Consider the following 22,164-nt stretch of genomic DNA (forward strand, 5'->3'; position numbering starts at 1 on the left):
GCTTATCCCGGGCAGTGACGCCCGGGAAGAGGCGCAGGGCTACTTGCCCTCCATCACCGCTTTCTGCGCCACTACGGCGGCTTTCTGCTGCATACGGTTCTGCATCTGGTCGATGATGACCGCCACGATAATCACGATGCCTTTAATCACCATCTGCCAAAATTCACTGACGCCCATCATCACCAGGCCATCGGCAAGGAAGCCGATCACGAACGCGCCGATCAGCGTGCCGAGAATGGTGCCGCGCCCGCCCGCCAGCGAGGTACCGCCAAGTACAACCGCCGCGATAGCGTTCATTTCAAAGGCGGTGCCGTTGGCCGGATGGCTGGCCACCAGCTGCGCGGAAACCACGATCCCGGCAATCGCCGCGCACAGGCCGGAGAGCATATAGACCAGGATCTTAACCTGCTTGACCTTAACGCCGGAGAGCTCGGCGGCGCGCTCGTTATCGCCAATGGCATAGACGTGGCGGCCAAAGGGCAGGCGGCGGGCGACGTAGGCGATAATCAGCGCCAGCACGATCATCATCCAGATCGCCCATGGAATGCCGAACAGCGTTCCGGCCCCAATCTCATCAAAGCCGGTGTTGCCCAGCAGCGGGTTCCCGGACAGCCCAGGGAAGGTCTGCCCATCGGAGGTCAGCATGGCCGCCCCGCGCAGGACGTACATGGTGCCAAGGGTGCAGATAAAGGGCGCGACGTTGTAGCGGGTGATGATCCAGCCGTTGGCCGCGCCGATCAGCGCACCGATCAGCAGCACCACGGGGACGATCACCCAGACACTAGGAAAGATGGCGATACCAAACATCGGCAGCACGATGCCTTTGGTGATCATCCACCCGGCAATCATCCCGCACAGGCCCAGCGTCGCGCCGATAGAGAGGTCGATCCCGGCGGTGATAATCACGAAGGTGATCCCCAGCGCCAGAAACGCGTTGATGGCGATATGCTTGATCATGATCACCATGCTGCCTGCCGACAGGAACCCTGGCACCATCACCGTGAAGAAGCCGACGATAAGAAAAAGGGCGATAAAGGTGCGTAGCTTCAACAGAATAAGCAGGATGTTCTCGCGGGACAGCGATGCTGCACCGCGCGGCGTTAACGTAGCCGACTGGACTGTTTTCATCTTAAAACCCCTGAGCACTTGCTGTGACCAGCGCTGATTCTTCGGCCCGATCGCGAACGATATCGGCGGTGAGTTTGCCGCCGGACATCACCAGAATACGGTCGGAAACCGCCATAATTTCTTTTAAATCCGAGGTGGAGAAGACCACCGCGATACCCTGCTGCGAGAGCTGCACCATCATGCGAAACACGTCCGCCTTAGCACCAACGTCAATGCCCCGCGTCGGCTCATCAAGAAACAGCACTTTGGGATTGGTCAGCAGCGATCGGCCAATCACCACCTTCTGCTGATTGCCACCGCTGAGGGCCTGGATCTCGACCTCCGGGGAGGAGACCTTGATCGACAGATCGCCGATGGTGCCCGCCACAACGGCATCCTCCTCTTTGCTGGCAATCGTGAGCCCGCGCTGCAGGCGTCGCCAGAGGCTGGCGATGGTCAGGTTGCTCGCCACCGAGGAGATAGGGAAGATCCCGGTCCGCTTGCGGTCTTCCGGCACCAGGCTCATCCCCATCCGAATGCGGTCGGCGGTCGCCAGCCGCTGGGGCACCGGCTTGCTGTCGAGCCACAGCTTGCCGAAGTAGTTACGCTCGGTGCCCAGCAGGCACTCGAATAGCTCGGTGCGTCCGGCTCCCATCAGGCCATAAATACCGACGATCTCTCCGGCATGTACCTTAAAGCTGACGTCGTTAACCACCGTATTGCCCGCGGCGTTAACGCAGGTAATGTGCTCCGCCTCCAGCAGCGGCGGCCCAAAGGTGCGACCCGCGTCGAGAAAGTTACTTACCGGATCGCTACCGAGCATCTCGCGGACGATCCACGGCACGTCGATATCTTTTACCCTGGCTTCCGCCTGGAACTTGCCGTCGCGCAGGATGGTAATGACGTCGCCGATAGCCATCAGCTCCTCCAGACGGTGCGAAATATAGATAATCGTCACCCCCTGGCGGGTTAGCTCACGGATCACGCGAAACAGGATCTCCACTTCGGTTTTACTCAGCGCCGAGGTGGGTTCGTCGAGGATCAGAATATCGGCATCCTCCGCCAGCGCTTTGGCGATCTCTATCAGCTGCTGCTGGCCGACCTTGAGGTTACCCACCAGCTCACGCGGGGAGATGGGCTGGTCGAGGCGCTGCAGCAGCTCGGCGGCGCGGCGCTCCTGCTCGCCCTCATTGATGGGGGCGACCCCTTTTTGCAGCTCGCGGCCAAGAAAAATATTCTCGGCCACGTTAAGGTTTTCAAACAGGTTTAGCTCCTGATGCACCATGCCGATCCCGTGGGCCGCCGCCGCGCGGGTGCTTGGGAAGTGCACCGGCTCGCCGTTAAGCAGGATCTCGCCAAGGCTAGGCTGCTGGACGCCAGCCAGGATCTTCATCAGCGTCGATTTACCGGCCCCGTTCTCGCCAATAATGACGTTAACCTTGCCGCGCCAGACGTTATAGTCAACGTTATCCAGCGCCACGGTGCCGGGAAAGAGCATCGAGATACCGCGCGTGCGCAGGATAATGTCATCCACCGGGGTAACGCTCATTACGGGGCCTCCTGTTTGACATCCAGCGCGGCGGCGTCCTGGGCTTTGCCGTTGGCCAGCGTCACGGCAAACAGCACGGTGGCCGGTTTACCGCTCCAGCTGGCGTCAATCTTCGGCAGATGCTTCGCGGCTTCGCGGTTATAGGCGCGAGAGAGCTGAGCGAACTGAACCTGGTTAGTAAAGTCTTCAAACTTAAAGCCGGTAGCATCGCGAATGGCGTTGCCGCGCATCACCGGCCCAAGCTGGATTGTCAGCGGCTGGTTGTCGACCGTGAACGTCAGCTTCTGCTCGCGCGCGTTGCTGACGTCGACGGCGGTCACCTGGCTGGTCAGGCGAACAAAAACACTCCTGGGTGCGCCGCTGGTGGCTTTTAGCTGGCTGGCAAACGCGCTGGCATCCAGCGCGTGTTGGTTAGCGGCATCCATAACGCGGGATTGCCAGGTCTGTTGCGCGATCTGCTGCGGGGTCAGATTGTCGAAATTCTGTTTCGCATTTGGATCGACAGGCATGATTGGCTTGCCGTTTTCATCCAGATCCACCACCGTGCAGGCCGTCAGCAACAGGGTGGTGCACCCTATCAGCGCGACACCCCATTGTTTTACGCCCATAGCGCCTCCGCCTTACTCGCTGAGTTTAAACATGTTGAGTTTTTTAGCGTTTGACTCATCGATCAGGACGCAATCCATCAGCTGTTTTTCGTCTTTCTGCGCTTTGCCGTTTTTCAGGAAGTAGTCTGCCTGTACAACGGCCATCTGGGCCTGCTCCCAGCCCGGTTGCAGAACGGTGGCTTTGATATTGCCTTTGTTAATAATGGAGTCGCGGGTGTAGTCGCTGCCATCAAAGCCAACGACGATAACATTCGTCTTACCGGCGGCCTTCAGCGCGGCCTCGGCCCCTAACGCCATGGTGTCGTTACCGGAGATCACGCCGGCGATGTTCGGGTTGGTTTGCAGAATAGCTTCCATACGGTTAAAGGCTTCGGTCTGGCTCCAGTTAGCGGTCTGCTGCGCCACCATCTTCATGTCCGGATAGTCGTCCAGAATGTCGTGGTATCCCTGGGAGCGGACGCTGGCGTTGGTATCCGACTGGCGACCCAGCAGCTCGACGTAGGTGCCTTTGCCATCCAGCAGCTTGGCGAACTTCTCGGCACCCAGCTGCGCGCCCTGATAGTTGTTAGAGACGATCTGCGCCACGGCGATGCCGGTTTTGTTAATTTCGCGATCGATCAAGAAGGTCGGAACGCCTGCGGCTTTGGCTTTCTCCAGCGGCCCGACGGTGGCATCCGCCCCGGCGTTATCGAGAATAATTGCTTTCGCCTTGCGGGCGATGGCGGTCTCGATCAGCTGGTTTTGTTTGTTTACGTCATCGTCATGCGAGGCGACAAGGGTGGTGTAGCCCAACTCTTTGGCTTTCGCCGCCGCGCCGTCGGCCTCTGCTTTAAAGAAGGGGTTATCGTGGGAAGGGGTAATGATAGCAATCAGTCCGTTATCAGCAGCAAACAGCGAACCGGAAGCGGCGATCATAGAAGCGAGCAGTACGGATTTAACAAAGGTAGCGTTCATCGTTTTCTCCACATTGAATATTTATTCAATAATGATTTATTATTCATGTTAACGATAAGGCCGAGTTGTTAAACTGTCTACGGTTTGCGCAGGTAATTTCTTAAAAGGAGAAAAGGATCACGGTCTAAAGCGTGAACAGCAGAAAGCCGGAGGAGAGTACGGCTCTACTTTGTTGCCAGCAGCATACGGAGGCGCTTATGGCATTTTTCACCGCCTTCACTTCCTGCAGTGCTGCTTGCCATTCGTAGGCAAGCTTCCCGGCGCAGAGCAATCCGCTCCCGTGCGCGGTCTGTCTCGACGCGATCGAAAATAAGCAGCCAGCGGGTGGCCGCTCGACGCCAGAGGCCTGCACGCTCAAGCGCTTCGGCAATGCCGTCGTTCAGCAGCATAGCTTCGGTTATGGTCGATGATTCTGTTTCGGACATGGTTGATAGCCGTTAAATCAGTAAGAAAGCGCGGCAGGTAAAACCCGCCGCGTGAAGAGGGGCTTAACGTTTAGCCGCGTTTTTGACGTTGGCTTTCGCGTTATCGCAAGCGGTCTGATTGTTAGCACAGGCATCTTTCGCCGCCTGGGCCTGCTTTTGCGCAGTAGCTTTAGCGTCTGATTTTGCCTGAGAGCACTGGGTTGGGTTATCCTGGCAGGCGGATTTGGCATTTGCCACAACCTGACCGTTCGCTGCGCTGGCCGCGCCGCAGACCAGCAATGTACAGACACCCAGCATCGTAGCTAACTTTTTCATCATAATACCTTTTGTTAAAAGACTTATTTCGATAAAGCACAGCCAGGCTGTGCTGCATTTCCTTGCGGCAGCAATAATACAGGGATATAGCATCCGATAGTCGGGCTAATTAATTTCAACGAGTAACAATGTGCCAGCACTTTTTAATACTGTTACTTTTCTGGAAGGTATTAAAAGAAAGTGTACTTAAAGGGGCTTATTAATAGTGCGATACATCGCGTTGAGCTGCTGTAAACGGCTATTATAGGCGTTAGTCAAACAGGTAATATCGCCGCCACACTGCCGCCGAGTGTTAAGCCACGCCCGCTGGGCATCCTGCATATCACCCTGTACACCCATGGCAAACAGGCCACGTAGAAGGCGGTATGTCGTTGTCATCTCAACATCTTTGTCGTTGAGCGCCAGGTTAGCACACACCGCCTTTTCATCTGCTGACTTTGCTTTTGTGCAGTCGAAGCTGGCGGCGCTGCTGGTAAAGGAAATAAAAAGGGCGAAGATCATGACTCTCTTTTTCATCTCTGTTTCTTCCCGCTGTTCAGAATGATGGATGGAAGCTGATTAATAAGTTAAGTTTATATTATTGTGATGGTGAATATTTAAAATGGGACTATACACTTAAGTATGACATATATAAAAAAACCGCCGAAGCGGTTTTTATTCTGCTACCAGCCACATGTCGGCTTCGTCAAACATCTCTTCCAGCATGCGGTTCAGTTTCTCTCTGTCGCTTTTACTGGCGTCGCTGTTTAGCCCGTTGGCCTGCATAGGTTTGACGCGTACCTCGGCGTCCGGGAAGATGCGGTGAACCCGACGCGTCAGCTCGTCCAGGATAATTTCACGCGCGCCCGGCAGCCCGGCCACGTTTCGCTTGTCATACACTAATTCAACAAACACACATCTACCCTCGAAGCCTGGTTATATATACAGGCGTTACTATAGAAGGCTTGCCAGCCAAGGTAAAGCAAAATACGTCGCTTCCGGGTTGCGCTTTATCATGTTCATAGTTAAAGCTTTAGTGTGGGGTGTAAGCATATACAGGAGCAATATCGATGAAAATTGTTTGTCTGGGGTGGGGATCGCTGGTCTGGAAGTCCGGCGCGCTGCCGGTGGCGGGTGAGTGGCACGCTGATGGCCCTGAGCTGCCCATTGAGTTTTCGCGCGTCAGCGACGGCGGTGAACTGGCTACCGCCATCTGCATTAACGCAACGCCTGTTCCGGTGCTCTGGGCGACGTTGGCGACCCACTCTCTTAGCGAGGCGTGCCAGGCGCTGCGCGAGCGGGAGGGGATCCCAGAGGAGCGCGTGGACGGCGTGGGGTCGTTGACGCTCTCTTCTCAGACCACAGGGCTGCTCGCCGACTGGGCACGCGCGCGCGGCATCGATGCCATTATCTGGACGGCGCTGCCGGCACGCATTGATAACATTGAGGGTAAAGTGCCGACGCCGGAAGCGGCTATCGCTTATCTGCGTGGTCTGACGGGAGAAGAGGGAGAACATGCGAAAAACTATATTCAACAGGTACCGGAACAGATTGATACGCGCTATCGGCAACAAATCAGAACGGCATTAGGCTGGTAGAAAGATAAATGCTCCCCTGCACAGGCAGGGGAGGCGAGGGACTTAAACGTTTTTACGCTCGATGGTTTGTTCACCCCAGAAGAGTGAATCTGCATCGGTTTTCTTGAAGGCACGGATCAGCACTTCGTCATTTCCCTCTTCCCAGATCTGTTCTGCCAGCTTCTCGTCGTAGTTGGCAACTTCAAAAATGGCTTCGGCAATTTCCGGCGAAGTATTGCGGATACTTGCCCATTCGCCGACGTGATGAGCTTTTGCTTCCTGATTTGGCATCTTACTTCTCCTGTTAGGGTTAACCTTTTAACTTAACGGCCAGGCCAGCCACGTACTCGCCCTGATAGCGGGCAATAGCCAGCTCTTCTTCACTGGGCTGACGGGAACCGTCGCCACCCGCAATGGTCGTCGCGCCGTATGGCGTACCGCCGCGAACTTCAGAGATATCGAACAGCTCTTTTGTGCCATAGCCAATCGGCACAATCACCATCCCATGATGTGCAAGCGTAGTCCATGTCGAGGTAATTGTGTGCTCCTGACCGCCACCTGTACCGGTAGAGCTGAATACGCTGGCAACCTTGCCATAGAGAGCACCGGACGCCCACAGGCCGCCAGTCTGGTCAAAGAAGGTGCGCATCTGACCGGACATGTTGCCGAACCGCGTCGGCGTACCCACGATAATGGCGTCGTACTCAGCCAGCTCCTGTGGAGTGGCGACCGGGGCCGTCTGTGCCTTACCGCCTGATTTCTCGAACAGCTCTTGCGGCATGGTTTCTGGTACGCGCTTAACCACTACCTCAACGCCTTCCACCTTTCCTGCGCCTTCAGCCACGGCGTGCGCCAGGGTTTCAATGTGCCCGTACATGGAATAATAAAGAACCAGAACCTTTGCCATCTTTTCACTCCTAGGTTGCCATCAGGGTATAGTTAAAGATATGCCGTCAGGCTGAGAGTGCAAATCGGATCGCGCTTATTTTGCAACGGGATTAGCATGCCACAGCGGCAAACTAATCCCGGAAGGCAGAGAAAACGGGGAATTTATTATGTCATTTTCTGTAACAAATTTACCGCATGCACTTCTGAGCGGGTGCGATATTTAATATCGATTTCCAGTGAGAGGTTTGCTGATAAATTATACACCGTCGTCTGGCCGTAACACTCCATATTACTGTTAAGGAGATCGCCAGATAATACTTTGCAACCCGTTAACGTGGTGGCGAGCGTAAATTCTCCTTTTTCATTAAGCGTACACAGGCAGCCGGTATTGACGTTGTAGTGGATAATAATGCTGCACAATTCACTCCTCCTGTTGGATCTATTTTTGATGATTTATGGCTGTTTAACCGGACGCAGCGCCGGGAAAAGGATCACATCGCGAATAGAGGGGGCATTAGTAAATAGCATCACCATGCGATCGATACCAATACCTAACCCGGCGGTGGGAGGTAACCCGTACTCAAGCGCCGTCACATAGTCCTCATCATAAAACATCGCTTCGTCATCCCCGGCCTCTTTCGCCATTGCCTGCTCTCTAAAGCGCTTGGCCTGATCTTCCGCATCATTAAGCTCGGAGAAGCCGTTGCCAATCTCTCTGCCGCCAATGAAAAACTCAAAGCGATCGGTGATCTCCGGATTGGTATCGTTTCTCCGCGCCAGCGGGGAGACCTCTGCCGGGTACTCGGTAATAAACGTAGGCTGAATAAGGTGCTTTTCGGCGACCGCATCGAAGAGTTCGGTAATGACACGGCCATGTCCCCAGCCCGCCTCAATCTCAATCCCCAGGCGCTCGGCGAGACGCAGCGCCGCGTCCGGCGTTGCCAAATCCGCAGAGACAATGTCTTCCCCGTAGCGGAGGATCGCCTCGGTCATGGTCAGGCGGTCAAAGGGCCGGCCAAAATCAAACGTCCAGTCGCCGTACTGCACGGTCGTCGTGCCTAGCACCGTCTGGGCAACGTGCCGGAAGAGCGATTCGGTAAAGGTAATCAGGTCGTTGTAGTCGGCATAGGCCTCGTACATCTCCATCATAGTGAATTCAGGGTTATGGCGGACGGATATGCCCTCGTTGCGGAAATTGCGGTTGATCTCGAATACTTTCTCGAAGCCGCCGACCACTAGCCTTTTAAGATAGAGCTCTGGTGAAATACGCAGGTACATCTGCTGGTCAAGGGCGTTATGGTGGGTCATAAACGGTCTTGCCGATGCGCCGCCGGGAATGGCCTGCATCATTGGCGTCTCTACTTCCAGGAAGCCACGGGCCTGCATGAAGGCGCGAATGGCGCTGAGAATGTTTGAACGCGTAACAAAGGTTTGACGCGTGCTATCGTTGACGATGAGGTCTACATAGCGCTGGCGATAGCGCATCTCACGATCCGCCAGACCATGAAACTTATCGGGGAGCGGCCGTAGCGCTTTGGTGAGGGGGACGATCCGCGTGGCGTGCAGGGTCAGCTCGCCGGTTTGGGTTTTAAACAGCGTACCTTCGACGCCAATGATATCGCCCAGATCGCAGCGTCGAATGTGCTGCTGATACGGCTCCTCCCCCAGAGAGGTTTGGGCGGCATAGATCTGAATCTTACCGCCGCAGTCCTGCAACACCAGGAAGGCTGCTTTGCCCATAATACGGCGTGACATTACGCGCCCGGCAATGGCGACCTGAATATTTTCGGCCTGTAGCGTCGCGGTATCCCACTCTGCATAGCGCGCATACAGCGCGTCTGCGGTCCTGTTCCGGCGAAAATCGTTTGGGAAAGCGATCCCCTCTTCGCGTAGCTGCGCCAGCTTCTCACGACGCACTTCCCGCTCACCCGTTAACGCGTGCTCAAACACTGCTCTCTCTTCGCTCATAGCCGCTCCTTGTGTATCGCTGATTTCACAACAATCTACGGCCAGGCAGCCAGTAAAAGCAAGCGTTTTTCTCTAAAATGAGATCAAAATGATCTTAATTGGGGTTACGCGAAGCGCTAATAAACGCCTGTTCAGGCGTCGCGCTTGATCTTATCGATAATCGCCATCGCTTCCTGCATAAACCGAGCCTTTTCAGTGGTGGAGAGCGAGGCGATTTGTCGGGCCAGCGGGCCAAAGACTTCGGCATGGCTCATGATCCCCTGCACACCCTCTTTATGAATCACGCGCAGCAGCGCCTCACGCTCGCTATCATCCAGCGACGAGTAGACCATCGACCAGGCAAACTGCAGCGGATCGTCTACCGGCTTGGGCGTGGTATGCCATTTCGCCTCGGTCTCTTGTAATTTCCGCGAGTTACGGTCAGCGCCGCCGTAGGCCAGCCACTCCAGGGAGACGTTCTCCCGTTCCGCAATTTTTATTGCCACGTTAAATGAAGGATCGGTTCCTCGGCTGATGTAGTTATTCAGCGTGGAGTAGGGAAGCTGCCACTCTTCGGCCGCCGCCCGGGTGCTACGGTGACCAATCAGCAGTCTTAGCCTGTCCGCCAGCGTCTCCTGCCCGGCTGTACGGTATGAAATTGTCTCTTCGCCTTCCATTTTTAGTCCATCCGCGACGGTGTAGGTAGTCTGATCTTCATAGAGATCACAAAACGAGTTTAGAATCACAAATTCTTCAGATAACGCTTTTATTCATCTCAAAAGAGATCAATGATACTACCACGTTATCACCTGGTGATTAACGTTCGGGATTATCCCATAGGGTTGAAGAAGAGGTTAGATGAATTATGAGTAAAGTTGAAGCCACGCAGACGGACTGGTGTCGTATCGACATTGTTGCCGCGCTTCACAAGCGCGGCTACTCGATACGTGAACTGTCGATTCAAGCCGGTCTCAAACCGGACACCTTAAAAAACGTGCTCTCACGCGCCTATCCAAAAGCAGAACGCATTATTGCCGACGCCATTGGTGTCGATCCTGCGCAGATCTGGCCCAGCCGTTACGCCAAGCAGAAGGATACGCACTAACAGAGGCACTCGCTGGCGGAAAGTCAACTCCGCCGTGCCGTTAATCATACCGTGCAGTAACACAGACGCATTATCAACAGGACAGTAATTAACGATTACTGCCAATCTATTTTTATATCTGTAAGAGGGCATTATGAGTCAGCCTGGAAATAAAATGGGTGTACTCCAGCTCACTGTATTAACCGCGGTTAATATGATGGGTTCGGGAATTATTATGCTGCCGACGAAATTAGCTGAGGTAGGAACAATATCTATTCTGTCGTGGTTGGTCACGGCATTAGGATCGCTGGCGCTGGCCTACGCTTTCTCTAAGTGTGGCCTGTTTAGTCAGAAAAGCGGCGGCATGGGTGGTTACGCAGAATATGCATTTGGTCAGTCCGGAAATTTTATTTCTAACTATACCTATGCGATTAGCCTGTTAATTGCCAATATCGCGATTGCTATCTCTGCAGTGGGTTACGGCAGCGATTTCTTCGGCGTCGTACTCTCGCCGGTGGGTGCGTGCGTGGCCACCATCGGCGTGATATGGGTGACCACCATCTGTAACTTTGGCGGGGCAAAGATCACCGGGCGCATTGGCTCCGTGACCGTCTGGGGCGTGATTATTCCTGTGGTCGGCCTGAGCATCTTTGGCTGGTTCTGGTTTAAGCCCTCGCTCTATATCAGCGCCTGGAACCCTAACCACAGCAGCTTCTTCTCTGCGGTCTCTACCTCTATTTCCATGACGCTATGGGCATTCCTCGGACTGGAATCTGCCTGCGCCAACATGGACGCGGTTGAGAACCCACAAAAGAATGTCCCTATTGCCGTATTCGGCGGGACCCTGGCCTGCGCCGTCATTTATATCCTGTCGACCAACGTCATCTCCGGCATTGTTCCTAATGCCGACCTGCTGAACTCCACCGCACCGTTTGGCCTCGCTTACGCCAGTATGTTTACCCCCTTCGTGGGTAAAGTGGTGATGCTGCTGATGACCCTGGCCTGTATCGGTTCCCTGTTGGGGTGGCAGTTTACCGTCGGCCGCGTCTTTAAATCATCGGCGGATATCGGCTATTTCCCGCGTATTTTCTCCCGCGTGACAAAAGCCGACGCACCCGTGGTTGGCATGATTGTTCTTGGCATCATCCAGACCCTGCTGGCGCTAATGACCATTAGCCCCTCTCTGAATAAACAGTTTAACAGCCTGGTTAATCTGGCGGTCATTACCAACCTTATTCCCTACGTGCTCTCAATGGCAGCGCTTATTCCCATGCAGCGCCTGGCCGGGGTCACTAAGTCCCAGTTCCGAATCAATGCCTGTACCGCCCTGATTGGCACCGTCTACAGCTTCTATGCCCTCTATGCATCTGGCGAAGAGGCGATGATGCTCGGCGCGCTCACTACCTTTGCGGGCTGGTCATTCTGGGGAATTTTTATTGATAAGCAAGATAAACACACAGTAATTAATAAATAAGGATATTAAGATGAAAACCATAGCAATAATGAATCATCCTGGCGTTATTTTTAAAGAGACCGCACTGCAGGAGCTGGGCCAGCGCTTAGGTGCCATGGATTTCCGTATTCTCTATCCCGAGGATGCCGACGATCTGCTGGGGCTCATTAACAATAACGCCAAAATCTGTGGCGTTGTCATTGACTGGGATAGCTACAACCTCAGTCTGACCCAGCAGATCAGCGCGCTCAACGATCGGCTTCCGATGTATATGTTTGCCAATAAAAACAGCGCGCTCGATCTGACGCTGCGTGACTTAGAGGCCAACATTCACTTTTTTGAGTATGCCCTCGATGTGGCCTGCGATATTGCCAATAAAATTCAGCAGGTGACGGAAGCCTACTACGATAAAATTCTGCCGCCGCTGACGAAGGCGCTGTTTAACTATGTGAACGCCGGAAAATACACTTTTTGTACACCCGGCCATATGTCGGGAACCGCGTTCCAGAAGAGTCCGGTGGGTAGCCTGTTTTACGACTTCTTTGGTGCCAACACCATGAAGTCAGATATCTCGGTATCGGTGACGGAGCTAGGCTCGCTGCTGGATCACTCCGGTCCGCATAAAGAAGCAGAGGAGTATATCGCCCGCACCTTTAACGCCGAACGTAGCTATATGGTGACCAACGGCACCTCTACGGCCAATAAAATCGTCGGCATGTACTCCGCGCCAGTGAAAAGCACGGTGCTGATCGATCGTAACTGCCATAAATCCCTGACGCATCTGCTGATGATGAGCGACGTCACGCCGATCTACCTGCGGCCTACCCGTAACGCCTTCGGCATTTTAGGGGGCATTCCGCAGAGCGAGTTTTCACGTAGGGCGATCCAGCAGAAGGTTGACGCTACGCCAGGGGCAAGCTGGCCGGTGCACGCGGTGATCACCAACTCCACCTACGACGGCCTGCTGTATAACACCGACTATATTAAGCAAAACCTTGAGGTGAAATCGATCCACTTTGATTCCGCCTGGGTGCCCTATACCAATTTCAACCCTATCTACAAAGGGCTGTGCGGCATGAGCGGCGAGCGCACTGAGGGCAAGGTGATCTATGAAACGCAGTCGACCCATAAGTTGCTGGCGGCATTCTCTCAGGCGTCCATGATCCATATTAAAGGTGACTTTAACGAGGAGACGTTTAACGAATCCTTTATGATGCACACCTCCACGTCGCCTCACTACGGTATCGTCGCCTCCATTGAGACCGCGGCGGCGATGATGGAAGGGAGCGCGGGTAAACGGCTGATGCAGGACGCTATCGATCGCGCTATCTCTTTCCGTCAGGAGATCAAAAAGCTTCGCGCCGAGAGCGACGGTTGGTTCTTTGATGTCTGGCAGCCAGAGGATATCAGCACCACCGAGTGCTGGCCGCTGAAAGGGGAGGATGGCTGGCACGGCTTCAGGAACATTGATGACAACCATATGCATCTGGATCCGGTGAAGGTGACGCTGTTAACGCCGGGAATGGATAAGCAGGGCGAAATGACGGAGCGCGGTATTCCAGCATGGATCGTCTCGAAGTACCTCGACTATCACGGTATCGTGGTTGAGAAGACCGGCCCCTACAATCTGCTGTTCCTGTTCAGCATCGGTATTGATGAAACCAAGGCGTTGAGCCTGCTGCGCGCCCTGACAGACTTCAAACGTGAGTACGACAGTAACCAGCGTATTAAAGAGATGATGCCAGCGCTCTATGCCCTCGATCCTGAGTTCTATAAGGAGATGCGTATTCAGGAGCTGGCCCAGGGAATGCACGAGGTGATCGGTAAGCATAATCTGCCTGAGCTGATGTACCGCGCCTTTGAGACCTTACCAAAAATGGTGATGAACCCGTGGGCGGCGTGGCAGAAAGAGATTAACGGTGACATCGAGGAGGTCTATATCGATGAGATGATTGGCCGCGTCAATGCCAATATGATCCTGCCCTATCCGCCGGGCGTGCCGCTGGTTATGCCGGGCGAAATGCTAACGGAAGATAACCGTCCGGTGCTGGAGTTTATTCAGATGCTCTGCGAGATCGGCTCACACTATCCTGGATTTGAGACCGATATCCATGGCGCGTATCGCAAAGCAGATGGCAGATATACCATTAAAGTATTGAAAAATAATCACTAACGTTGTGTGTACCTGGTGAACGGCGGGCCTGAAGCCCGCCGACGCCAGCGAGCTCACAAACTGTAGCAAATTGACACACTTTTGGTCAGCTTCATTTCGCAAGAGATAAGAAAGACTTATGAATTGAAGGGTGCGTAAACCCTACTTTTGCCTGATATCCTGTTGCAGAATATTACTGTCCGCTGGCCGTCAATGCGGGTTGCACTAAGCTTATTTTTACGCGGCGACGAAATATCTACTCTTTATACGCCGTGAGGTGAAAGAATTCTCTTTTACTGAATGCAGTATGATGTCTAATGTATTGATTCTGGAGGTCAGAAATGGCAGAACATCGTGGTGGTTCTGGTAACTTCGCAGAAGATCGTGAAAAAGCATCAGAAGCAGGTCGTAAAGGTGGCCAGCACAGCGGGGGTAACTTCAAAAACGACCCTGAGCGCGCATCCGAAGCTGGCAAAAAAGGGGGCAAAAGTAGCCATGGTGGTGGCGGCCAAGGCGGCGGCGGTAACCGCTAGATGCCAGTACCATCGCAGCGTAAGATAAGTTAATAGTATGACCTCTCTTACGTTTGTCCCGCCGTCGGGTTCGCCCGACGGTTTTTTTATGCCTTTTTTCAGCTAAGCCGTTGAACTGCCTTCTCTACCATCGCACACTACGGGGCTTCGTCCTGGGCTGGTGGTAAAATGACCCCGTTTTTCTCTCGCTATAAATTCTCTGTTAAGCCGCAAGAGGCACTTCTGATCCTCATCACCATGTTCTGGGGCGGCACGTTTTTGGCCGTTCAGTACGCGGTGACCCTGAGCGGCCCACTCTTTTTTGTCGGTCTGCGCTTTGCCACGGCAGCTATCGCGGTGGCGCTGCTCTCCCTTAAGGTGCTGCGCGGCATCACCTGGCTTGAGGTCAAGGCCGGGGTAGCAATCGGCGTCTCAATCGCCTTCGGCTATGGCCTGCAAACCTGGGGACTGCAAACCATCTCCAGCAGCAAGTCCGCTTTTATTACCGCAATGTATGTTCCGCTGGTGCCGCTATTGCAGTGGCTTTGCCTCGGCAGGCTGCCGGGGTTAATGTCCTGCGTAGGTATCGCTCTGGCCTTTGCCGGGCTGGTCCTGCTGGCAGGGCCGGAGGGTAATATGCTGGCGATGGGGGAGGGGGAGTGGATCACCCTGGTCAGCGCGGTAGCCATTGCCGCTGAAATTATTCTCATCAGCGCCTGGGCGGGCAAGGTGGATATCCGGCGGGTCACCGTCATTCAGCTCGCCACCGCCTCGGTGGTGGCCTTTGCCGCCGCAGGTCCGGCGGGCGAATCGGTGCCGTCATTCTCACCTGCGCTGCTGCTGGTGGCCGCCGGGCTGGGTATCTTCAGTGCGATTATTCAGGTCACCATGAACTGGGCACAGCGCAGCGTATCCCCGACCCGGGCAACGGTGATCTATACCGGCGAACCGGTGTGGGCGGGTATTTTTGGGCGTCTGGCAGGGGAGCGTTTGCCGCTGCTGGCCCTGTTTGGCGGGGCGCTGATTGTGCTTGGGGTGCTGGTGAGCGAGCTTAAGCTCAGCAGAAAAAAAGCGCCGTCGGCGACGGCGTCGTTAAACGAAGAGTAGCATTACGCGGTCAGTTCGTAGGCGGCAGGGGGCAGCTGAGATCGCCCTCTTCGCACTGCATCAGCGAGGCCAAAAAGGCTTCGCGTTCGGCGGTTTTATCGTGCAGACACTGGTTATGGATCATCGGCTGCACGCTTCCCCCTTCGGTACCGGAGGCGATCAACGCGCAGTCGGCATCGCGCACGCTAATCCACATCTGCTGTGCCTTCTTCAACAGCTCGCGCTGGGGTGCCGCCGCACGCTGCATGGCGGCCTGATACGTCTCATTGAGCTTTTTATCCGCGGCCTGATACTGCTGCGCGGTACAGCTGTTTAGATCGGACTGGGTGCTGGCATTGTCACACTCGTCCGCCAGCGCGCCGGTGCTCAGCAGCAAAGCCACGCCTGCAATAAGTAAATGTTTCATATTGTCTCCGCAAAAAATAAGGCCCCGTTACCGGAGCCTTATTATCATAGCCTTAGCCGATTGTCATCAGGCTGGCGTTGCCACCTGCTGCCGCGGTGTTGACACTCAGGGAGCGCTCCAGGTAGAGACGCTCCAGCACGATCGCCGTTTCGCCCCGGGCAAAGCCCTGCACCGAAACGATCGCCCCATCGCGGGCGGCAACCTGCTCGCAGATCGCCCGCAGCTGGTCAGAATCACCGTGGTAGATCACCGCGTCAAACGCTTGAGCCAGCAGCGTATCCGGCTTGGCAAAGGCGATGCGCTCTGCCACCGCAGGCGGCAGCTGCTTCGCCAGATCGCGATGCAGCCCATCTTCCGGCCACAATACCTTGCTGCCTACCGCCAGCACTGCCGCCAGCTGCACCAGCGCATCCTGCTCGTTGTCCGCCATGCAGAGCACGCTATCACGCGGCAGCAGCGTCCAGGTGTTGCGCTCGCCGGTCGGGCCAGGCAGCAGGCGCTGGGTACCGCTCTGCGCCTGTTCGCCAAACTGCTGGCAGAGTTCCACCAGCTCAGGGCGGCTGGTCGCCCAGGCGCTCAGCGCCTCCAGCGGCTGGGCCAGCACGCTGCGCAGTCGGGCATCCACCGGACGCACCGCGTCATGGCGTGCCAGGGTAACACCCAGCGCATTTTGTGGTCGGCTTGCCAGCAGACGGTAGAGATAGAGCGGCCCGCCCGCTTTAGGCCCGGTGCCTGAGAGCCCCTCTCCGCCAAACGGCTGGACGCCGACGACCGCACCCACCATGTTGCGGTTGACGTAGAGGTTGCCCACGTAGGCGTTGCCGGTAACCTGAGCAATGGTTTCGTCGATACGGGTATGCACCCCGAGGGTCAAACCGTAGCCGGAGGCGTTAATCTGGCGGATGGTCTCATCCAGCTGGCTGCGGCTGAAGCGCATCACGTGCAGCACCGGACCGAAGACCTCTTTTTTCAGCTCGTCGATGCTGTCCAGTTCGATCAGCGTTGGCGCAACGAAGGTGCCGGTCTGCCACTCTTTCGCATCCTCGCTGTTTTCCCGCACCGCCTGGAACACCGGACGGCCTTTCGCCCGCATTGCCTGAATATGGCGCTCGATGGCATTTTTCGCCTCGGCGTCGATCACCGGGCCGATATCCGTCGACAGGCGGCCTGGGTTACCCATTCGGCTCTCTGCCATCGCGCCACGCAGCATTTTCAGCGTATGGTCGGCGATATCCTCCTGCAGGCAGAGCAGACGCAGCGCCGAGCAGCGCTGGCCCGCGCTGTCAAACGCCGAGGCCATGACATCGACCACCACCTGCTCGGTCAGCGCCGAGGAGTCAACGATCATTGCATTCATACCGCCGGTTTCAGCGATCAGCGGGGTCGGACGACCCTGTGCGTCAAGGCGCGGCGCAATGCTGCGTTGCAGCAGGGTCGCGACCTCGGTCGAGCCGGTAAACATCACGCCGCGCACGCGGTTGTCGGCGGTCAGCTGTGCGCCAACGGTTTCGCCCCGGCCTGGCAGGAGCTGAACCACGCCGGCAGGCACGCCCGCTTCCCGCAGCAGGGCCACGCTCTGGGCGGCAATCAGCGGCGTCTGCTCTGCCGGCTTCGCCAGCACGCTGTTACCTGCCGCCAGGGCTGCGGCAACCTGTCCGGTAAAGATGGCCAGCGGGAAGTTCCATGGGCTAATACAGACCACCGGGCCCAGCGGGCGGTGGGTCTCATTGTCGAAATCGTCTCGCACCTGGCCCGCGTAGTAGCGCAGGAAGTCCACCGCTTCGCGTACCTCGGAAATGGCGTTGCTAAAGGTTTTACCCGCTTCACGCACCAGAATACCGATCAGCTGCTGGGTCTGATCCTCCATCAGCATGGCGGCACGTTCCAGAATGGCGGCGCGCTCCTGAGGAGGGGTGGCAAACCAGATAGGGCCGGTATTTACCGCGCTCTCCAGCGCCTGCTCTACTTCCGCAGAGGTCGCTTCCCGCGCGTAGCCGACAATATCTTTCGGCTCGGCTGGGTTGATCACGGCAACCATCTCGCCGTCCTCTACCGGCTGCTCCAGCAGCGGCCCGGCCTGCCAGGTATGCAGTGCGCTGTTAAGCAGGGCAGAGGAGAGCGACGCCAGACGGTGCTCGTTCGCCAGATCCAGCCCGGCGGCGTTAACCCGGCCTTCGCCATAGAGATCCACCGGCAGGGGGATCTTCGGATGCGGCAGGCCAATCTGACCCTCCTGAGCCGCCAGTTTTTCAACGGCGCTCACCGGATCGGCCACCAGCTCGTCAAGAGGCAGGGTGGTGTCGGCGATGCGGTTAACAAAGGAGGTGTTCGCGCCGTTCTCCAGCAGGCGGCGGACCAGGTAAGCCAGCAGCGTCTCATGGGTGCCGACCGGGGCATAGATACGGCAGGGGCGGTTCAGCTTGCCGTCGGCAATATTACCCACCACCTGCTCATAGAGCGGCTCGCCCATGCCGTGCAGGCACTGGAACTCATACTGGCCCGGATAGTAGTTCTCCCCGGCAAGCTGGTAGATGGCAGCCAGGGTGTGGGCGTTGTGGGTCGCAAACTGCGGGTAGATCAGATTCGGTACGCTGAGCAGCTTTTTCGCGCAGGCGATATAGGAGACGTCGGTGTAGACCTTGCGGGTATAGACCGGGTAGCCCTCCAGCCCCTCAACCTGGGCGCGTTTGATTTCGCTATCCCAGTAGGCCCCTTTCACCAGACGGATCATCAGGCGGCGACGGCTGCGGGAGGCGAGATCGGTGAGGTAGTCAATGACAAACGGGCAGCGCTTCATATAGGCCTGGATCACGAAGCCGATGCCGTTCCAGCCCGCCAGATCCGGATCGAAGCAGAGTTTTTCCAGCAGATCGAGGGAGATCTCCAGCCGATCCGCCTCTTCAGCGTCAATGTTGATCCCGATATCGTACTGGCGCGCCAGCAGGGTTAAGGACTTCAGGCGCGGATAGAGCTCGCTCATCACCCGCTCATACTGCGCCCGGCTGTAGCGCGGATGCAGCGCCGACAGCTTGATGGAGATGCCCGGACCTTCATAGATGCCGCGGCCGTTGGAGGCTTTGCCAATGGCGTGGATTGCCTGCTGATAGGAGACCATGTAGGCCTGCGCATCCGTAGCGGTCAGCGCCGCCTCGCCCAGCATATCGTAGGAGTAGCGGAACCCTTTCTCCTCCAGCTTGCGGGCATTCGCCAGCGCTTCGGCAATGGTTTCACCGGTAACAAACTGTTCGCCCATCAGACGCATCGCCATGTCGACGCCTTTGCGGATCAGCGGCTCGCCGCTCTTGCCGATGATGCGGTTCAGCGAGCGCGAGAGGCTGGCTTCATTATGGGTAGAGACCAGGCGGCCGGTAAACAGCAGGCCCCAAGTCGCGGCGTTAACAAACAGTGAGGGGCTACGTCCGATGTGCGACTGCCAGTTGCCGTTGCTGATTTTGTCACGGATCAGCGCGTCACGGGTGGCCTTGTCCGGAATACGCAGCAGCGCTTCGGCCAGGCACATCAGGGCCACACCCTCCTGGGAGGAGAGGGAGAACTCCTGTAGCAGGCTCTGCACCATCCCTGCACGGCCGGTGGCGGTTTTCTGGTTACGCAGCTTTTCTGCCAGGCGGTAGGCCAGCTTTTGCGCCCGCTCGCCAACCGGCTCCGGCAGGCGCGCCTGCTCCAGCAGCATCGGCACGGCGTCGGTTTCCGCACGTCGCCAGGCGGCGGTGATGGCCGCACGGCTCACCGACTGAGGCAGGATCTGCTCGGCAAATTCCAGGAAGGGCTGATGCGGCTCGTCTTTCGGTACGCTGGCGTCGGCGTGCTCGCTCTCTGTACCGTTGGTCTGGCCCGGTAGCTCCGGCAGCGCGTCACCGCTCTCTACGCGCTCAAGATAGTTAAAGATGGCCTGCTTAATCAGCCAGTGCGGCGTGCGATCGATCTGCGTCGCGGCCTGTTTAATACGTTCCCGCGTGGCGTCATCAAGCTTAACCCCCATCGTGGTGCTACCCATGCATCTACTCCTCGTTATTATCGTCACTCTACTCGTTAGCGAGGAATATCTACCATGTTGCAACTTTGTGCAACCATGTTAATTGTGACGCGGTCAACAAGCTGAAAAATGAATGGATTGTTAAAGGCGATCCCGCTCTCAGAATTAGCGCTAGCACTCTTAAAACCCAGGAACCATGCGGTGCTTAACACTTTTGCACGGTGTTACCTTGCAAAGCGTGAGCGAGTGCAACCTATTAGAAAATGGTATCGTAACTGGGATGTAATTCATGTGAATGCCATGTTAAATCGATTGTGGTTAGAAATCGCTTCCGGCAGGATACGGTCGCCCAATACAACAACGATACCTTTTCCCCGTTCCGGAAAAGGTCAAGGCAGCAGATATGACGTTTGCTGACGAAGAGATCTGGAGACTTTTGAATGGCAATGAGCACCCCGATGCTGGTGACGTTTCTTATTTACATCTTTGGCATGATTTTGATTGGCTTTGTCGCCTGGCGATCGACAAAAAACTTTGACGACTACATTCTCGGCGGGCGTAGCCTGGGGCCAATGGTAACCGCACTCTCTGCGGGTGCGTCCGATATGAGCGGCTGGCTGCTGATGGGCCTGCCTGGGGCAATTTTTATCTCGGGTATCTCTGAAAGCTGGATCGCTATTGGCCTGACGCTGGGGGCATGGATTAACTGGAAGCTGGTGGCGGGCCGCCTGCGCGTGCACACCGAGGTGAATAACAACGCCCTGACGCTGCCGGACTACTTCACCGGCCGCTTTGAAGATCGTAGCCGCGTGCTGCGCATCATCTCTGCGCTGGTTATTCTGCTCTTCTTCACCATCTACTGTGCCTCCGGCATCGTAGCAGGGGCGCGTCTGTTTGAGAGCACCTTCGGCATGAGCTACGAAACGGCGCTGTGGGCCGGTGCGGCAGCCACCATCCTCTATACCTTCGTGGGCGGCTTCCTGGCTGTAAGCTGGACCGACACCGTGCAGGCCAGCCTGATGATCTTTGCCCTGATCCTCACTCCGGTGATGGTGATGGTCTCCGTAGGCGGTTTCGACGACTCGCTGATGGTGATCAAGCAGAAGAGCATTGAAAACGTCGACATGCTCAAAGGGCTGAACTTTGTGGCTATCGTCTCGCTGCTGGGCTGGGGCCTGGGCTACTTTGGTCAGCCGCATATTCTGGCGCGCTTTATGGCGGCGGATTCCCACCACACCATCGTTCACGCTCGCCGGATCAGCATGACCTGGATGATCCTCTGCCTGGCCGGTGCGGTAGCCGTAGGCTTCTTCGGTATCGCTTACTACAGCAACAACCCGGGGCAGGCTGGGGCGGTAAACCAGAACGCCGAGCGCGTGTTCATCGAACTGGCACAGGTGCTGTTTAACCCGTGGGTTGCCGGCGTGCTGCTCTCTGCCATTCTGGCAGCGGTGATGTCGACCCTGAGCTGCCAGCTGCTGGTCTGCTCAAGTGCGATTACGGAAGATCTCTACAAAGCGTTTCTGCGTAAACACGCAAGCCAGACCGAACTGGTGTGGGTCGGACGTGTCATGGTGCTGGTGGTCGCGCTGGTGGCTATCGCCCTGGCGGCTAACCCGGAAAACCGCGTGCTGGGTCTGGTGAGCTATGCCTGGGCTGGTTTTGGTGCCGCCTTTGGTCCAGTGGTGCTCTTCTCGGTACTGTGGTCACGCATGACCCGTAACGGCGCGCTGGCGGGGATGATCATCGGTGCGGTCACCGTCATCGTCTGGAAGCATTTCGAACTGCTGGGCCTGTACGAGATCATTCCAGGCTTTATCTTCGGCAGCATCGGTATTGTGCTCTTCAGCCTGCTGGACAAAGCGCCGTCGGCAAGCATGCAGGCGCGCTTTGCCGAGGCGGATGCGCACTACCACACCAAGCCGGAACCCCGCGTAGCAAACTAATCGTTATACACGCACCGGAGCCGCTTTCCGGTGCGTTTTCTCACTTCTTAATTACAATTCTGCAACCTTTAATTCACCTCCCAGTACGCGGCCTCGCCTGCGTAACATTCTGAGAAACTTCCGCGCAGAAATTACTTGTGTTTACGGCTGGCGTAATGATA

22 protein-coding genes are annotated in these 22,164 nt (G+C 56.3%); 7 read left to right on the forward strand and 15 right to left on the reverse strand.

Features of this window, described 5'->3' with window-relative positions:
* Window positions 1-39: 39 nt before the first annotated feature.
* The 8 genes from EV102420_RS13510 to EV102420_RS13545 all read right to left on the reverse strand — a co-directional run bounded on the left by EV102420_RS13510 (window position 40) and on the right by EV102420_RS13545 (window position 5,852).
* Complete coding sequence (locus EV102420_RS13510) at window positions 40-1,128, reverse strand: ABC transporter permease (protein ID WP_042392568.1); 1,089 nt, start codon at window positions 1,126-1,128, stop codon at window positions 40-42.
* A 1-nt stretch (window position 1,129) separates the two neighbouring features.
* Window positions 1,130-2,656 (reverse strand): sugar ABC transporter ATP-binding protein, encoded by a 1,527-nt coding sequence (locus EV102420_RS13515; protein ID WP_172462255.1) that lies wholly within the window; start codon window positions 2,654-2,656, stop codon window positions 1,130-1,132.
* Window positions 2,656-3,264: a DUF2291 family protein gene (locus EV102420_RS13520; protein WP_042392570.1), complete on the reverse strand. Its 609-nt coding sequence runs from the start codon at window positions 3,262-3,264 to the stop codon at window positions 2,656-2,658. The genes EV102420_RS13515 and EV102420_RS13520 overlap by 1 nt, the downstream gene beginning before the upstream one ends.
* 12 nt (window positions 3,265-3,276) lie before the next feature.
* Window positions 3,277-4,218 carry a D-ribose ABC transporter substrate-binding protein gene (locus EV102420_RS13525; RefSeq protein WP_042392572.1) on the reverse strand — a complete coding sequence of 314 codons (942 nt, stop codon included), beginning with the start codon at window positions 4,216-4,218 and terminating at the stop codon, window positions 3,277-3,279.
* Window positions 4,219-4,382: 164 nt separating this feature from the next.
* Window positions 4,383-4,643, reverse strand: coding sequence for a PerC family transcriptional regulator (locus EV102420_RS13530; protein WP_072015261.1), 261 nt, complete (start codon window positions 4,641-4,643; stop codon window positions 4,383-4,385).
* A 63-nt stretch (window positions 4,644-4,706) separates the two neighbouring features.
* Entirely contained in the window at window positions 4,707-4,958 is a 252-nt protein-coding gene (locus EV102420_RS13535; RefSeq protein WP_255211681.1) for a late histone H1, read from the reverse strand.
* Window positions 4,959-5,144: 186 nt separating this feature from the next.
* Window positions 5,145-5,474 (reverse strand): lysozyme inhibitor LprI family protein, encoded by a 330-nt coding sequence (locus EV102420_RS13540; protein WP_042392578.1) that lies wholly within the window; start codon window positions 5,472-5,474, stop codon window positions 5,145-5,147.
* A 138-nt stretch (window positions 5,475-5,612) separates the two neighbouring features.
* Entirely contained in the window at window positions 5,613-5,852 is a 240-nt protein-coding gene (locus EV102420_RS13545) for a DinI family protein (RefSeq protein WP_042392580.1), read from the reverse strand.
* 155 nt (window positions 5,853-6,007) lie between these two features.
* Here EV102420_RS13545 and EV102420_RS13550 point away from each other — a divergent pair, with 155 nt between their 5' ends.
* The gene (locus tag EV102420_RS13550) at window positions 6,008-6,535 is read left to right on the forward strand and encodes a hypothetical protein (protein ID WP_042392582.1); all 528 of its coding nucleotides are present in this window, start codon (window positions 6,008-6,010) and stop codon (window positions 6,533-6,535) included.
* Between the two features lie 42 nt (window positions 6,536-6,577).
* Here the strand turns inward: EV102420_RS13550 and EV102420_RS13555 are convergent, their stop codons facing one another.
* From EV102420_RS13555 to EV102420_RS13575, 5 genes are all read right to left on the reverse strand, one after another.
* Entirely contained in the window at window positions 6,578-6,805 is a 228-nt protein-coding gene (locus EV102420_RS13555) for a YccJ family protein (RefSeq protein ID WP_042392585.1), read from the reverse strand.
* 19 nt (window positions 6,806-6,824) lie between these two features.
* On the reverse strand, window positions 6,825-7,421 hold the full coding sequence (gene wrbA / locus EV102420_RS13560; RefSeq protein ID WP_042392586.1) for an NAD(P)H:quinone oxidoreductase: 597 nt from the start codon (window positions 7,419-7,421) through the stop codon (window positions 6,825-6,827).
* Between the two features lie 146 nt (window positions 7,422-7,567).
* Window positions 7,568-7,822 carry a hypothetical protein gene (locus EV102420_RS13565; protein WP_042392587.1) on the reverse strand — a complete coding sequence of 85 codons (255 nt, stop codon included), beginning with the start codon at window positions 7,820-7,822 and terminating at the stop codon, window positions 7,568-7,570.
* Window positions 7,823-7,855: 33 nt separating this feature from the next.
* A complete protein-coding gene (gene lysS, locus EV102420_RS13570) occupies window positions 7,856-9,370 on the reverse strand; it encodes a lysine--tRNA ligase (RefSeq protein WP_042392589.1) in 1,515 nt (504 codons plus the stop codon).
* A gap of 131 nt (window positions 9,371-9,501) precedes the next feature.
* Window positions 9,502-10,095, reverse strand: a complete 594-nt coding sequence (locus tag EV102420_RS13575) for a helix-turn-helix domain-containing protein (RefSeq protein ID WP_131406016.1) — start codon at window positions 10,093-10,095, stop codon at window positions 9,502-9,504.
* 119 nt (window positions 10,096-10,214) lie between these two features.
* Here EV102420_RS13575 and EV102420_RS13580 point away from each other — a divergent pair, with 119 nt between their 5' ends.
* From EV102420_RS13580 to EV102420_RS13600, 5 genes are all read left to right on the forward strand, one after another.
* On the forward strand, window positions 10,215-10,454 hold the full coding sequence (locus tag EV102420_RS13580; protein WP_042392593.1) for a helix-turn-helix domain-containing protein: 240 nt from the start codon (window positions 10,215-10,217) through the stop codon (window positions 10,452-10,454).
* Between the two features lie 133 nt (window positions 10,455-10,587).
* A complete protein-coding gene (gene potE, locus EV102420_RS13585; protein WP_042392595.1) occupies window positions 10,588-11,907 on the forward strand; it encodes a putrescine-ornithine antiporter in 1,320 nt (439 codons plus the stop codon).
* 10 nt (window positions 11,908-11,917) lie between these two features.
* On the forward strand, window positions 11,918-14,059 hold the full coding sequence (cadA, locus tag EV102420_RS13590) for a lysine decarboxylase (RefSeq protein WP_042392597.1): 2,142 nt from the start codon (window positions 11,918-11,920) through the stop codon (window positions 14,057-14,059).
* 320 nt (window positions 14,060-14,379) lie between these two features.
* The gene (locus EV102420_RS13595; protein WP_042392600.1) at window positions 14,380-14,571 is read left to right on the forward strand and encodes a con-10 family general stress protein; all 192 of its coding nucleotides are present in this window, start codon (window positions 14,380-14,382) and stop codon (window positions 14,569-14,571) included.
* Between the two features lie 168 nt (window positions 14,572-14,739).
* The gene (locus EV102420_RS13600; RefSeq protein ID WP_042392601.1) at window positions 14,740-15,657 is read left to right on the forward strand and encodes a DMT family transporter; all 918 of its coding nucleotides are present in this window, start codon (window positions 14,740-14,742) and stop codon (window positions 15,655-15,657) included.
* A gap of 10 nt (window positions 15,658-15,667) precedes the next feature.
* Here EV102420_RS13600 and EV102420_RS13605 read toward each other — a convergent pair whose 3' ends face one another.
* The gene (locus tag EV102420_RS13605) at window positions 15,668-16,063 is read right to left on the reverse strand and encodes a lysozyme inhibitor LprI family protein (RefSeq protein ID WP_042392603.1); all 396 of its coding nucleotides are present in this window, start codon (window positions 16,061-16,063) and stop codon (window positions 15,668-15,670) included.
* Between the two features lie 52 nt (window positions 16,064-16,115).
* A complete protein-coding gene (gene putA / locus EV102420_RS13610) occupies window positions 16,116-20,078 on the reverse strand; it encodes a trifunctional transcriptional regulator/proline dehydrogenase/L-glutamate gamma-semialdehyde dehydrogenase (protein ID WP_042392605.1) in 3,963 nt (1,320 codons plus the stop codon).
* A gap of 419 nt (window positions 20,079-20,497) precedes the next feature.
* Between putA and putP the strand changes: the two genes are divergently transcribed.
* Complete coding sequence (gene putP / locus EV102420_RS13615) at window positions 20,498-22,003, forward strand: sodium/proline symporter PutP (protein WP_042392607.1); 1,506 nt, start codon at window positions 20,498-20,500, stop codon at window positions 22,001-22,003.
* Window positions 22,004-22,164 lie beyond the last annotated feature (161 nt).

Origin of the sequence: Pseudescherichia vulneris NBRC 102420 (assembly GCF_000759795.1) — a bacterium.
GTDB classification, from domain to species: Bacteria; Pseudomonadota; Gammaproteobacteria; order Enterobacterales; family Enterobacteriaceae; genus Pseudescherichia; species Pseudescherichia vulneris.